This is a genomic window from Streptosporangium sp. NPDC004379, assembly GCF_042873875.1.
GTDB lineage: Bacteria > Actinomycetota > Actinomycetes > Streptosporangiales > Streptosporangiaceae > Streptosporangium.
Genome location: NZ_JBIAMC010000012.1, coordinates 254,781 through 268,057, shown reverse-complemented (window position 1 = coordinate 268,057; position 13,277 = coordinate 254,781). Strand labels below are relative to the sequence as shown.

The 13,277-nt window shown below is 72.0% G+C and carries 13 protein-coding genes and 1 pseudogene; 10 read left to right on the top strand and 4 right to left on the bottom strand.

The window, feature by feature from the left end:
• Positions 1-112: 112 nt before the first annotated feature.
• The gene (locus ACFYSC_RS25710; RefSeq protein WP_389966494.1) at positions 113-736 is read right to left on the bottom strand and encodes a TetR/AcrR family transcriptional regulator; all 624 of its coding nucleotides are present in this window, start codon (positions 734-736) and stop codon (positions 113-115) included.
• Positions 737-792: 56 nt separating this feature from the next.
• Positions 793-1,938 (bottom strand): FAD-dependent oxidoreductase, encoded by a 1,146-nt coding sequence (locus ACFYSC_RS25705; RefSeq protein ID WP_389966491.1) that lies wholly within the window; start codon positions 1,936-1,938, stop codon positions 793-795.
• A 280-nt stretch (positions 1,939-2,218) separates the two neighbouring features.
• On the opposite strand from ACFYSC_RS25705, the gene ACFYSC_RS25700 reads away from it, so the two are divergent.
• Complete coding sequence (locus tag ACFYSC_RS25700; RefSeq protein ID WP_389966488.1) at positions 2,219-3,433, top strand: MFS transporter; 1,215 nt, start codon at positions 2,219-2,221, stop codon at positions 3,431-3,433.
• A 126-nt stretch (positions 3,434-3,559) separates the two neighbouring features.
• On the opposite strand, the gene ACFYSC_RS25695 is transcribed toward ACFYSC_RS25700, so the two are convergent.
• Positions 3,560-4,012 carry a hypothetical protein gene (locus tag ACFYSC_RS25695; RefSeq protein WP_389966485.1) on the bottom strand — a complete coding sequence of 151 codons (453 nt, stop codon included), beginning with the start codon at positions 4,010-4,012 and terminating at the stop codon, positions 3,560-3,562.
• A gap of 116 nt (positions 4,013-4,128) precedes the next feature.
• On the opposite strand from ACFYSC_RS25695, the gene ACFYSC_RS25690 reads away from it, so the two are divergent.
• The 6 genes from ACFYSC_RS25690 (at position 4,129) to ACFYSC_RS25665 (ending at position 9,616) form a co-directional block, all read left to right on the top strand.
• On the top strand, positions 4,129-4,821 hold the full coding sequence (locus tag ACFYSC_RS25690) for a response regulator transcription factor (protein WP_362929948.1): 693 nt from the start codon (positions 4,129-4,131) through the stop codon (positions 4,819-4,821).
• Between the two features lie 10 nt (positions 4,822-4,831).
• Complete coding sequence (locus tag ACFYSC_RS25685; RefSeq protein ID WP_389966482.1) at positions 4,832-6,115, top strand: HAMP domain-containing protein; 1,284 nt, start codon at positions 4,832-4,834, stop codon at positions 6,113-6,115.
• A 309-nt stretch (positions 6,116-6,424) separates the two neighbouring features.
• Positions 6,425-6,700: an FmdB family zinc ribbon protein gene (locus ACFYSC_RS25680; RefSeq protein WP_389966479.1), complete on the top strand. Its 276-nt coding sequence runs from the start codon at positions 6,425-6,427 to the stop codon at positions 6,698-6,700.
• 52 nt (positions 6,701-6,752) lie between these two features.
• Positions 6,753-8,000, top strand: a complete 1,248-nt coding sequence (gene fmdA, locus ACFYSC_RS25675; RefSeq protein ID WP_389966476.1) for a formamidase — start codon at positions 6,753-6,755, stop codon at positions 7,998-8,000.
• A 232-nt stretch (positions 8,001-8,232) separates the two neighbouring features.
• Positions 8,233-8,646: a PepSY domain-containing protein gene (locus ACFYSC_RS25670; protein WP_389966473.1), complete on the top strand. Its 414-nt coding sequence runs from the start codon at positions 8,233-8,235 to the stop codon at positions 8,644-8,646.
• A gap of 151 nt (positions 8,647-8,797) precedes the next feature.
• Positions 8,798-9,616 (top strand): nucleotidyltransferase domain-containing protein, encoded by an 819-nt coding sequence (locus tag ACFYSC_RS25665; protein WP_389966470.1) that lies wholly within the window; start codon positions 8,798-8,800, stop codon positions 9,614-9,616.
• Positions 9,617-9,706: 90 nt separating this feature from the next.
• Here ACFYSC_RS25665 and ACFYSC_RS25660 read toward each other — a convergent pair whose 3' ends face one another.
• Entirely contained in the window at positions 9,707-10,747 is a 1,041-nt protein-coding gene (locus tag ACFYSC_RS25660; protein ID WP_389966467.1) for a glycerophosphodiester phosphodiesterase family protein, read from the bottom strand.
• 164 nt (positions 10,748-10,911) lie between these two features.
• On the opposite strand from ACFYSC_RS25660, the pseudogene ACFYSC_RS25655 reads away from it, so the two are divergent.
• From ACFYSC_RS25655 to sigJ, 3 genes and pseudogenes are all read left to right on the top strand, one after another.
• Positions 10,912-11,193 (top strand): annotated as a pseudogene (locus tag ACFYSC_RS25655) (transposase); the annotation flags it as partial.
• A gap of 295 nt (positions 11,194-11,488) precedes the next feature.
• On the top strand, positions 11,489-12,223 hold the full coding sequence (locus ACFYSC_RS25650) for an SDR family oxidoreductase (protein ID WP_389966465.1): 735 nt from the start codon (positions 11,489-11,491) through the stop codon (positions 12,221-12,223).
• An 81-nt stretch (positions 12,224-12,304) separates the two neighbouring features.
• Positions 12,305-13,270, top strand: a complete 966-nt coding sequence (sigJ, locus tag ACFYSC_RS25645) for an RNA polymerase sigma factor SigJ (protein ID WP_389966462.1) — start codon at positions 12,305-12,307, stop codon at positions 13,268-13,270.
• Positions 13,271-13,277: the final 7 nt, after the last annotated feature.

Genomic DNA, 13,277 nt, shown 5'->3' with positions numbered 1-13,277 from the left:
TCCTCAAGGAGCTGCAGGCCCTGCTGGCAGCCTGGACAGGCCGATGCCCGACCTGCCGCAGACGGCCGCCCTAACCACCTAACAAAGCACTACTAGGCGGGTGGCCGTGCCGTCACGTGGGGCGGGATCGCGGCGGTCTCTCGGTCAGACCCGTGGCGACGATGTCGATGAGCAGGTCGAGGATCTCCGGGTACAGGTCGGGGCGGGCGAGCCGGTCCCTGTGCATGGGCATCAGGAGGACGGCCTGCAGGACACCGGTGATCACGGCGGGGTCGGCGTCGACGAAGTCCTCGCCGTGCCGGGTGAGGAAGGCGGCCAGCGCGGTGACCGGGTTCTCCGGCGCGGACGCCACCCGGGCGGGGTCCAGCTTCCGGGTCACGGCCTCCATCTCCTCGGGATGGGACATCAGCCTGCCGTACAGCGGGTCGGTGGTCAGTTCCTCGATGGTGGCGTACAGGAAGCGGCGCAGCCCCGCGCGGGTGTCGGGCCCGCCCAGCAGTGCCTGGTCGATGACGCGGTGCTTGATCTCGGCCATCTGGGCGAGCATCAGCTCCAGGTAGAGCGCTTCCTTGGAGTCGAAGAAGACGTAGAAGGTGCTCTTGGCGATGCCGGTGCCGGTGACCAGCTCCTCCAGGGAGGTCTTGCGCAGGCCCTGGGTGGTGAACAGGCGCCGGCCGTTGGCCACGAGAAGCCCGGTGATGCGAAGTCGCTCCTCGGCGGAGAAGGCTGGGGGCATGAGCGGGTCCCTTCCACATGAACATGCTGATCATATGTTTTCAGAAGGGCACGACCTCATTCCCGCAGCTGAAACCCACGTTCGACCAGCCGCCGGACCGGTCCCCACGAGGACAGCCGCAGCGGGAGCTGGGTGAGCTCCAGCGCGACCGGGTTGCGCGGGGCGTATACGCCCCTGACCCGGCGGCCGAGCCGCTGCTTCCTCTCCGCCTCCGGCCGCAGCCGGGCCTCCCATTCCGTGAGCGCGGCCGGGACGTCGCCGGGACGGCGTTCCAGGGCGGCGCCGAGCAGGTCGGCACCGCCGACGGCGAGGGAGGAGCCGTAGCCGGCGAACAGCGTGACGCACCAGGCGGCGTCGCCGAGCAGCACGACCCGGCCGCGGCTCCACCGGTCCACCACCATCTGGCTGATGGTGTCGAAATAGACCGAGTCGGCGATTTTGAGGCCCTCCAGCGCCTGCGGGACCAGCCAGCCCATGTCGCCGTAGACCTCGTGCAGTTCCTCCGGTGACCTCTGTGGACGGCCGAGGTCGCTGCGGTAGCCGAAGAAGGCGGCCGTACGGCCGTCACCGACGCTCATCATCGCGAACGTGCGTCCGCCCGCGCTGATGGTTCCCGTGACGCCGTCCGGCAGTCCGGCGGGCCGTTCACCGAGCATGTAGACCGCGACCCGGTGTCCCATGTCGAGGCGGTAGTCCTCCTCGGGGCCGAAGACGAGGGCGCGCGTCGCGGAGTGCAGCCCGTCGGCGCCGATGAGCAGGTCGGCGTGCTCGACGGTGCCGTCGCTGAGGGTGACGCGCACGGTCTCGTCGTCCTGGTCGACCGCGGTGATCGTGGTGCCGAAGCGGATCGCGGCCGAGTCCCCGGCCGCCTCGTGGAGCACCGCCTCGATGTCACCGCGCAGGATGTTGAAGGATCTGGCGCCCATGGTGGCGGCGATGACCGGGCCGCTGAGCGTGAAGCGAGGCTCTCCGTCCGGCTTGCGGTAGACCAGTTCCCGGGTGACGAAGGCCCGTCGCCGCAGGGCGGGCAGGATCCCCATCCGCTCGGCGCCGTCGTGGCCGATCCCGCCGAAAGTGACGCCGTAGCCGCCGCTGCGGCGCTCCGGCGCCCGCTCGGCCACGAGGGTGTCCCAGCCGGCCTGCTTCAGTCGCAGCGCGGCGGCCAGCCCGGCGATCCCCGCTCCGATGATGATGGCTCGCATGTCACCACCTCCTCTATGTGTCTATAAAAACAGATTGAAAATATGTTTTCAACCGATGGCGCCTGAACTGACGGACGGCCATGGGGGCCGCCGGGATCGGGGGATGGGGGATCCGGTCGAGCGCGATCACCGCCCGGCCGATGACGCGCCGCGCCATCGGCCGGTCAGGGGCCCCGGTCGCCGGCGATCTCGTCGATCGTCCTGACGGACGCGGGGCCGGGGTGGCGGCGGGGGCGGACGGCACCTCCCGGACACCCGCGGGTGAGGCCAGAATGCTCGGATGGGATATCTCAGTCTGCTCCGTCTCCAGTACGTCGTCCGGCTGCTGCTGGGCAGCCTGGTCGGCCGCCTGCCCAGCGCGATGGCGGCCGTGGCCATCCCCCTGGCGCTGCGGGAGAACGGCGCCGGTTACGCCTTCGTCGGGGCCGCGGCCGGGGCCTTCGCCGTCGCGGCGGCCGTGGGCGGGCCCGTCCTGGGGCGGATGGTGGACCGGGCGGGACAGGTGCGGGTGCTCCTCCCGGCGGCGCTCGCGGCGGCCGCCGGGTTCGCGGCCATCGCCGTCGCACCCGGGAACCCGTACGCGGTGCTGGCCGGGGCGGTCCTCGCGGGCGCGGCGACGCCGCCGCTCGAACCGTGCCTGCGGGTGCTGTGGCCGAACCTCGTCGGCCCGGAGCTGCTGGGCCCCGCCTACGCCCTCGACGCCGCCGCCCAGGAGCTGATCTTCATCGCCGGGCCGCTGGTGGTGGCCGGCGCCGTGGCGCTGGCCTCGCCGGTCGCCGCCCTGTGGGCCGGGGCGGCCCTGGGCGTCGCCGGGGTGCTGCTGGTCGTGACCGCCCCGCCCTCCCGCGGCTGGCGGGCCCCGTTCCGCTCGACCGACTGGCTCGGGCCGCTGCGCAGCCGCGCCCTGGTCCTCCTGCTGGCCGGACTCACCGGCGCGGGCGTCTCCCTCGGCACGCTCAACGTCCTGGTGGTCTCCTACGCCGAGGAGAACCGCGTCTTCGGCGGCGCCCCGGCGCTCCTGGCGCTGAACGCCCTCGGGGCCATGATCGGAGCCCTGCTGTACGGCGCGGCGCGCCCCGCGGCGATCCCCGCGCGGCGGGTGCCGCCGCTGGCCGCGGGGCTGGCCGGCGGTTACGCCCTGCTCTGCCTGCTGCCCGCCCCGCCCCTCATGGCCTGCCTGATGGTCGTCACCGGGCTGTTCCTGGCGCCCCTGCTGACGGTCACGTTCGCCCTGATCGGGGAGCTCGCTCCACGCGGGACGGTGACCGAGGCGTTCGCCTGGCTGGTCACCCTGATCACCAGCGGGACGGCGCTGGGGTCGGCGGTCGCCGGGTTCGTCCTGGAGCACGCGAGCGCCAACTGGGCCGCCGCGTGCGGCGCGGCGGGCACCGCCGCAGGAGCCCTCCTCCTGTTCGCCGGACGGCACCGGCTGGCGGCGGGCCGGGACGCCGCCGCGGCTCAGGACGCGCCGCCGGTCGTCTCCACCGAGACCTGACCGCCCGGAACCGGCCGCCGGCCCGGTCGGCGGGCTCCGTGCCCGGTCCGTCCGTACGAGGACGCCGCCGTCACCGGTCCGGACCCCGGGCGGCGGGGGCGCCCCGCCGCCCGTCGTCGCGGGCGGTCAGTCGTCGTCGCGTTCGGCGACGGAACGGACCGCGGCGACGGGCGTTCCCGAGCGGCACGTCACGCTGACCGTGGTCTTGCGGTCGTCCGACTCGAAGACCACCGAGGCGGTGCGGGCCGGACCACGCTCGACGTCGTCGACGCCGTACCCGGGGGCGGGCGTCCAGGACAGCAGCAGGGCCCGCCCGGCGTCGCAGACGGCGGTCACCGACCCCGCCGCGTAGGAGAAGCCGAGGGCCTGCGAGCCGGGACCGGCCGAGACCGGCGGCCCGGCGCCCGGCGCGGCGGAAGCGGTGGCCAGGGCCCGCTCGACCTCCTCCAGGGTCATGGGGCGGGCGGCGGGGCCGGTGATGTCGGTGCCGATCAGGGAGACCGCCCAGACGACGGCGATCGTGGTCAGGACGGCGGCGGCCAGCCAGCCCCCCGCCCCCAGCAACGCGCGGCGTCCCATCACATCCCTCCCGTCGGACACGCGGTCGTCGGTCTTCCGGTGTCTTTCCTGTCCGACGGGGAACCTTCCACTCTCGTCGGGACCGTTAACCAGCCAGGAGGGAGCGGTACGTCACCGTGGCCCGGTTGCTGCTCGTCGAGGACGACTCCCAGGTGCGATCCGCGCTGAGCCGCGCGCTGACCGACCGCGGTCACGCCGTGACCTCGGCCGTCGCGGGCATGCCCGGACTCGCCCTGGCGGTGGAGGACCGTCCCGACCTGGTCGTGCTCGACCTGGGCCTGCCCGACCTCGACGGCTGCGAGGTATTGCGCATGCTCCGGGCCGTCAGCGCCGTCCCGGTCATCGTGGCGACCGCGCGCGACGCCGAGCCGGAGATCGTCCGGGCGCTGGACGCCGGGGCCGACGACTACGTCGTCAAACCGTTCAGCGCGGCCCAGCTGGACGCGCGCATCCGGGCCGTGCTGCGCCGCGGCCGCGAACCGGGCGCGGGCGCCGAGGCGGAGCCGGTGCGGGTCGGCGGGCTGCTCATCGAGCCGGCCGGCCGGGAGGCGTTCCTCGACGGGGAGCGCCTCGACCTGACGCCCAAGGAGTTCGACCTGCTGCACTACCTCGCGCTCCGCCCCGGCCAGGTCGTCCCCAAACGGGAACTGCTGGCCGAGGTGTGGCGGATGGCGTACGGCGGCGCGGACAAGACCGTCGACGTCCACCTGTCGTGGCTGCGGCGCAAGCTCGGCGAGAGCGCCCAGCGGCCCCGCTACCTGCAGACCGTCCACGGCGTGGGCGTGAAGATCGTCGATCCGGGGACGTGAGGGGCCCCCGATGAGGCGACGCCTCGCCCTGCTCGCGGTGGCGACCACCTCGCTGGTCCTGATCGCCTTCCTCGTGCCGCTCGCCGTACTGGTCAGGACGCTGGCGGCCGAGCGGGCCACGGCCGCCGCCACCACGTGGGCGCAGTCGGTCGCCACCGCCGCGGCCCTGGACGACCCGAAGGTCCTGGAGGCCACCGTACGGCAGGCGAGCGGTTCCGGCGGGGTGCCGATCACCGTCTTCCTGCCCGGCCACGGCTTCATCGGCGCGGCGGCGCCGCGCGGACCCGGCGTGGAGCTGGCCGCGCGCGGGCGGAGCATCACGGTCGACACGCCCGCGGGCCGGGAGGTGCTGGTGGCCGTCCAGGGCGGGGAGCGCGGCACCGTGGTCGTCCGCGCGTTCGTGGACGCCGAACGGCTGCGCCGGGGGGTCGGGTGGGCCTGGCTGGTGCTCGGCCTGACCGGGCTGGCGCTGCTCGCCGTCGGCATCACCGTCGCCGACCGGCTCGCCCGCTCGCTGATCCGGCCGGTCGGGCAGGTCGCGGAGGTCTCCCGGCGGCTGGCCCGCGGCGACCTGCGGGCGCGGGTGGAACCGGCGGGCCCGCCGGAGATCCGCGAGGTCGGCAGCGCCCTCAACCACCTGGCCGCCCGCATCCGCGAGCTGCTCGCCCACGAACGCGAGGCGGTCGCCGACCTCTCCCACCGGCTGCGCACCCCGGTCACCGCGCTCCGGCTGGAGGCCGACGGCATGCGCGACCGGGACGAGGCGGAACGGGTGGGACGGGTCGTCGACAGCGTCGAGCGCATGGTCGACCAGATCATCCGCGAGGCGCGCCGGTTCGACCGGGACGGCGCGCCGGGCTGCGACGCCCCCCGGGTCGTCGGCGAACGGGTCGCCTTCTGGTCGGCGCTCGCCGAGGACCAGGACCGGCCGCTGCGGCTGGACCTCGCGGACGGCCCGATCCCCGTGGGGGTGAGCGAGCACGACCTCGCGGCCTGCGTGGACCTGCTGCTGGAGAACGTGTTCGCCCACACCCCCGACGGCACCCCGTTCGCCGTCGAGCTGACGCCCCGGCCTGCCGGGGGCGGGGCCCGGCTCGTGATCAGCGACGAGGGGCCCGGCTTCGCCCACGCGGATCCGACCGGCCGGGGGGTGAGTGGCGGCGCGTCCACCGGTCTCGGCCTCGACATCGCGCGCCGCACCGCCGAGGAGTCGGGGGGCGGCCTGCTGGCCCGCACGCGCGCCTCGGGGGGAGCCGAGGTCGTCGTCGAACTCGGCCCCGGCCCGGCCCGCTGAGAAGGGACCCATATCCGATTAATCAGGATTTGCCCTACTAAGGGCGGGTATGAAATGGATTCTCGCCGGTCGGACGCCGGGCGGCGGGATGACGTCCCGTCTGCCGGGAAACGTCCGCGGTCACCCCGGGAGGCGTCGTCCGTGGGAAACACCGCCCGGGAGACATCGCCGGGCGCCCGGGGGAACACGACCGGCCCGACGGGAACGCGTGTCCGGGTCTTCCTGCGTGATGAGAGGCGGTCCGTCCGATTCCGGGGCCGGCCCCGTGGCCGCACCGGAGATCCATCCACTCGACGCGGAGGGGTGCCCATGGTCACCTACGAGTTTCTCTGCCCGGAGTGCGGCCGCTTCGAGGTGCCCCTGCCGATGGGGGCCGCGCCGCCTGCCCGTGACTGCCCCGCCTGCGAGCGGGCCGCGCGGCGCGTCCCGTCCGCCCCGCGCCTGTCCCGGGTGTCCTCCGCGCTGTCGGCCGCCCTCGACCGGGAGGAGCGGAGCCGGGAGGCGCCCGAGGTCGTCCCCGTGCCGCCCGGCCGGCGGGCCGCTTGCTCCCCGCACCCGGCGACGGCACGCCTGCCCAGGCCGTGAGAGGCGCGGGATCACCCGCCGCGTGTACGGATTCCATGAAAAGGGGGCTGTCATGCCAGAGGTCGTGTTCGGTGTGGACCAGTCGAAATCCATGCGGGACCAGGACGTGCCTGGCCACAACCGGTGGCATCCGGACATCCCGGTGGTCGCCATGGTGCGCCCGGGAGACGAGTTCCGGCTGGAGTGCCGCGACTGGACCGACTCCCAGATCGGGAACAACGACTCGGCCGACGACGTGCGGGACGTGGACCTGTCCGTCCCGCACATGCTGAGCGGTCCCATCGGGGTCGAGGGCGCGGAACCGGGCGACCTCCTGGTCGTCGACATCCTCGAACTCGGTCCGATTCCCCAGCAGTCCGGTCCGGTGTCCGGACAGGGGTGGGGGTACACCGGGATCTTCGCCAGGGCGAACGGCGGCGGCTTCCTGACCGACTACTTCCCGGACGCCTACAAGGCGGTCTGGGACTTCCACGGCGTGTTCGCGACGTCACGCCACCTGCCCGGCGTCCGGTACGCCGGCATCACCCATCCGGGGCTGTTCGGCACGGCGCCGTCGGAGGAGATGCTCGGCCGCTGGAACCGCCGGGAGCAGGCCCTCATCGACACCGCTCCCGACCGGGTCCCGCCGCTGGCCCTGCCGCCGGTGCCCGACGGCGCCCTCGCCGGAACGGCCACCGGCGAACTGGCCGTGCGGATCGCCCGCGAGGGCGCCCGCACCGTGCCGCCCCGGGAGAACGGTGGCAACCAGGACATCAAGAACCTCACCCGCGGGGCGCGGGTCTTCTTCCCCGTCTACGTGGAGGGCGCCAAGTTCTCCGCGGGCGACCTGCACTTCAGCCAGGGCGACGGTGAGATCACCTTCTGCGGCGCGGTCGAGATGGGTGGCTTCATCGACTTCCACGTGGACCTCATCAAGGGGGGCATGGAGAAGTACGGCGTGACCACCAACCCGGTCTTCATGCCCGGGAGGGTGGAACCGAACTATTCGGATTACCTGTCGTTCGTCGGCATCTCGGTCGACCATGACAGGGACGTCAACCACCACCTCGACGCGACGCTGGCCTACCGCCGGGCGTGCCTCAACGCCATCGAATACCTCAAGAAGTGGGGTTACACGGGCGAGCAGGCGTACCTGCTCCTCGGCTCCGCGCCCGTGGAGGGGCGGATCAGCGGGATCGTCGACGTCCCGAACGCCTGCTGCACGCTCTACCTGCCCACGGAGATGTTCGATTTCGACATCCGCCCCGGCGGGGACGGTCCCGTCAGGCAGGACAGAGGGCAGTGCGCCGTGACGTCCTGACCGGCGCGCACGGGCGTCGATCCCCGGCGGACCGGGAACGCGGCCCGTGCGGGCGTGGCCGCGGTCTCCGGTCCGCCGGCCGGTCCTGAGGCGCCGGCGGGCCGTCCGGAGCGGTCTGTTAACGATTCCTTAGGAACTTCGCAGCAACGCGCTATCACCCGGGCGAGCAGCCTTGAGGGGTCGTCGCGGATTCCACGGAACCGCGCCTCTCAACGGATACGGAGAAAGCCCGATGCGCAAGCCGATGATCATCGTTGCCGGACTCACCCTCGCCGGACTCGTGGCCGGCGGCGGCGCCGCCCTCGCCGACGGGATCCAGGCCGACCCGGCCTCGCCGTCTCAGTCCGCCGCCCCCGGGACCGGCTCCGGCGACGGCACGGAAGCCCTGCGCAAGCCCGCCGTTCCGGCGGAGCAGGCCCAGCGGACCGCGCTGTCGAAGGTGAGCGGCGGATGGGTCGTCTCCACCGAACTGGAGACCGAGGGCGACGCGGCCTCGTGGGAGGTCGAGGTCGCCGACGGCAAGGGCGCGGTGCAGGAGGTCGTCGTGGACGCCGCCACCGGCGGGATCACCTCGACGGCCGCCGCCGGCCAGGACGACGACGACAAGGACGACGCCCAGGAGAAGAACGGCCAGGACGACGACTGACGCCGGCACCGCCGGCCACCGCGGACCGGGGCGCGGGGGACGCCCCGGTCCGCGCTTCGGCACGCCCGGGGAATTCAGGAGGTCCGGCCCCCGGTACCCCGTGACGAGCCCACGCGGCTCGCCGGGCGGGCCGCTGTGTGATCATGCCGTCATGGACGACATGAGACTGGAGGCGCTCGCCGGGCGGCTGGCGGAGGTGCCCGGAGTCGTCGCGGTGGTGCTCGGCGGAAGCCGGGCCCGCGGCACGCACCGCCCCGACTCCGACTTCGACCTCGGGCTGTACTACCGGGGAGAGCCGGACGTCGCGGCGCTCCGGGCGCTGGCCGTACGGGAGGCGGGGGACCGGGCCGAGCTGACCGCGCCGGGCGGCTGGGGGCCCTGGGTGAACGGCGGGGGCTGGCTGACCGTCGACGGTCACCGGGTCGACTGGATCTATCGCGACCTGGACAGGGTCCACCGGATCTGGGACGACTGCCGGGAGGGCCGCTACGAGATCGGCGTCCAGGCCGGTCACCCGCTGGGCTTCTACTCCCACGCCTACGCCGGTGAGGTCGCGTTGTGCCGGGTGCTGGCCGACCCCGGCGGGGAGCTGACGGACCTGCGGGAGCGGGCCCGCGCCTATCCGCCCGCGCTGGGCGACGCGCTCGCCGACGAGATGTGGGAGGCGGACTTCTGCGTCGAGCTGGCCCGCTACGGGGTGTCCGGCGCCGACCCCGCCTACGCGGCCGGCTGCCTGTTCCGCGCGGTCGGCGTCGCCTGCCACGCGCTGCACGGGCACGCCGGCAGGTGGCTGATCAACGAGAAGGGCATGGTGGCCTCGGCGGGCCGGCTGCCCGGCGCGCCGGGGGGCTTCGCCGTACGGGCGGGGCGGCTGCTCGGCCGCGTCGGCGAGCCGCCGGAGCCGATCGCCGAAACCGTCGCCGAGGCGGCGGCCCTGATGAGAGAGGTACGGTCGGCCGTCGGCCGCTGACACGGGTGACCGGGCGGGGACGGTGGACGTCGTCCGATGCCGCCGGTCCCGTTCCGTCCCCGGCGGCCGGGCCGTGTGCTCCGGCCGGGATCATCGGCGGAGGAGCGGGGCGACGACGTCGACGCGGTTGGTCCAGACGCCGCCGGTGTAGTCCTCGGGCAGGCGGGAGAGGTCGGCGGGGGCGTCGAAGCCCTCGGAGAAGTCGCCGGATCCCGCCACGACGATGACGCGGGTGCCGTGGGCGCGCATGCGCTCGACGAACAGGTTGGGCCAGCCCCACAGCCACCGGCCGTACTTCTCCGGGACGTGCAGCTCCAGACCGGCGCAGGAGCCGGGGACGTATCCGGTCCAGCCCACGGCGAGATAACCCTTCAGACAGTCCAGCATGAGGGCCTTCGACATCACCTGTACGGCCGGCAGCCGCGCGGCCAGCGCGGCCACCGGCCTGTCCCCGCCGTACACGGTGAGCGCGGCGAGCCGCTTCGGAGGCAGCGTGGCCAGACGGGCGGCGAGCAGCTCGCCGTCGGCCGCCACGTCGCTCTTGACGTGGATCAGCAGCTTCTGCTCGGGGAACGCGGCGAGGACCTGTTCCAGGGCCGGCATGCGGCCCACGCCCTTGCCGCGGAAGGGGTGGGTCGCGCCGCCGTCGGCGGTGTATCCGTAACCGACGTCGAGACGCCGCAGCTCGGCGAGGGTGTGGTCGCGGACCTCGCCCCGGCCGTCGGTGCGGCATTCGAGGGTGGCGTCGTGGAACACGGCGATCCTGCGGTCCCGGGTCACCTGGACGTCGAACTCGACCATGTCCGCCCCCGCCTTGAAGGCCGCCCGCATGGAGGGCAGCGTGTTCTCCAGGTAGGGGTGCTCCGGCGGGTGGATGCGCCCGGCCGTGCAGGTCTCGTTCGTGATGCCCTCGAAGCCGAACGTCTGCGCCATGCCGCGGTGGGCGAGGATCAGCGGCTCGCCCTTGCCGTGTGCCCGCCAGGAGCCGTTGTTGGAGTAGGCGAAGGCGGCCAGGGACACGGCCGCGACGAGGACCACCCGGACGGGGAGGCTCCGGGCGAGCCGGACGGGCCAGGCGGACCGGGGGCGCGGGGCGCGGCGCGGGCGTCGGGGGCGTTCAGGCTGGGACATGGGCCGTCTTCCAGGTCGAAAAGGGGCGGAGCCGCTCCTGGATATCCGTTTTCGATCTTCACCGGGACGGTGACCGTCAACCGTTATCTTTCCGTGATCTGATTCGGGGTGCCGATGCGCCTCTGGGCGGGCCGGCCGGGGACTTCCCGGGGCGCGGGCAAGGGCCGGCTCGGGCGGGGGTTCCGGGGCGGCGGCCGATCGATGACCGCATGGCCCTGGCCGGCATCATCTAGGTCCTGCGCACCGGCGTGGTCTGGCGCGATGTGCCGGCCTCGGCGATCGGCTGCTCGGGCGTGACCTGCCGGCGACGGCTGCGCGACTGGACCGAGGCCGGTGTCTGGCCGCGCCTGCGTGCGTTGCTGTCGGCTGAGCTACGGGCCGCGGGCCTGCTCGACCCGGAGGTCGCGGCCATCGGCGGCTCCCATGTCCGCGCGCTCAAAGGGGGGACGCTGGCCTGGATGATGACGTATCGGCGGCTGGCCCGTGATTATGAGCGTCAGCCGCCGATCAGCGAGGCGATGATCCGATGGGCCGTGATCAACATGCTGGCGCGTCGTCTCACCGAGGTCCTTCCGCTCATCGACCTGGACCACGCACACTCAAACGAACGCGCCGAACCAAACGATCACTACTCGAACACGCCGTCGGTAGTAGCAAGCCTGCTTCGCAACCTCACATTTTTCCGGCCTGCGTCGTCTGTTGGTGAGGGCGGCGACCGGTGCCCTGGAACGGAGTGAGGGAATGAAGGTTTTCATCGCTGGTGGGCGCGGCCGTGTCGGGTCCCGCCTTGCTGACAACCTGGAGGCCAAGGGCATCGAGGTGGTCTCGGGAGGACTCGAGGACGGGATCGACGTGATCTCGGGCAAGGGACTCGCCGAGGCTCTCGTCGGAGTCGACACGATCGTGAACGTCCTCAACACCCCCCGCTTTGATGCGGAGGGGGCAATCTCGTTCTTCGAGGGGGCGATCAACAACCTGACTACGGAGGGCAAGCGGGCAGGTGTGGGTCATCACATCGTGCTCTCCATTGTCGGCGTCGGGGAAGGGGACGCATCTGAGATCGGGTACTACCTCGGCAAGGTGGCGCAGGAGAAGGCCGTGCGATCCGCTTCGATCCCCGCCACCATCATTCGGGCCACCCAGTTCCAGAGCTACATCCCTGTCCTCATCGACCAGCACACCGTGGACGGAAAGGTTCTCGCTCCGAGGTCATTCATCCAGCCCGTCGAGCTGGACGAAGTCGTCGAGCTGCTCGCCGAGGCTGTCACGACGCTGGAGCCGGGAAGTGTGGTCGAGATCGCTGGACCCGACCGGTTCTACCATGACGACCTCTTCCGTGCCACTCTGGCCGATCGCGGAGACGATCGTGAGGTTGTGACCGTGGACGGACAGGAGCCCCTCGATGCCATGGTTCCGCGCGGCGCGTACCGGACAGGCACCGTGCGGTACCCGATTACAGGGATCCCCACCGCCTGAATACGATGGTGGAGCGAGGCAGGAACGTCTGACCGCCAGGCAATATCAGGCGTGCTGTGCTCCAATGGGAAAGGGTGCCCCATGTCGGGAGATCTTCCTGTCGAATCCGCGGAGTTCGGAAAAGCCGAGCGTGATGGATCATGGGCTCTCGATTCGGTCATGGCGGAGCGGCATCGTCTGCTGTCGCTGGCCTTTCGCATGATGGGCACCTTGGCCGATGCCGAGGACGTCGTGCAAGAGGCATATGTGAGGTGGTACCGCCTTGAGCCCGAGGAACGCGACAAAATTGCCGCGCCTGCGGCATGGCTTATTCGGGTTGCGAGCCGCATCTCACTCGACTTGCTGGGTTCCGCGCGGGCGCGACGGGAGACGTACGTCGGGCAATGGCTGCCGGAGCCGGTTCCGGCCGACCTCTTTGCAGGCACAGCCGTTGCGCCACTGAACTCCAGTCATCTCGCTGCTGATCCGCTCGAACGTGTCACCCTCGATGATGCCGTCAGCATGGCATTGTTGACGGTCCTCGAGGCCATGACCCCGGCAGAGCGAGTGACGTTCGTCCTGCATGATGTGTTCGGCGTCCCGTTTGACGAGATTGCTGGTGTCGTAGGCCGTTCAGTGGCGGCGACAAGGCAACTGGCAACGTCCGCACGCCGCCACGTTCGACGAGGAAGACGCGCACAGGTCTCTCCCCACCAGCATGATGAGGTCGTTCGGGCATTCCGTAGTGCAACTGTCAGAGGGGACATCGAGGGCCTGCTCCACGTGTTGGCTCCAGACGTCGAACTGCGAGTGGACGGCGGCGGCTTCGTCAATGCCGCACCTCGGGTCATCCGTGGGTCGGATCATGTGGCCCGGTGGTTCGTGGGAGTGATGCGCAAGCGGTCCGCCCTCGGTCTTGAGCGATGCGACACGGCTGACGGTCTCGGATACATTCTTCGAAATGAGGGGCGTAAATACGGAGTGGTTGCCTTTGGTGTCAGCGATGAAGGCGTCACGAACGTGTGGCTGATTCTGAATCCAATAAAGCTGAAGAATTGGTCACTCTGAGGCCTGC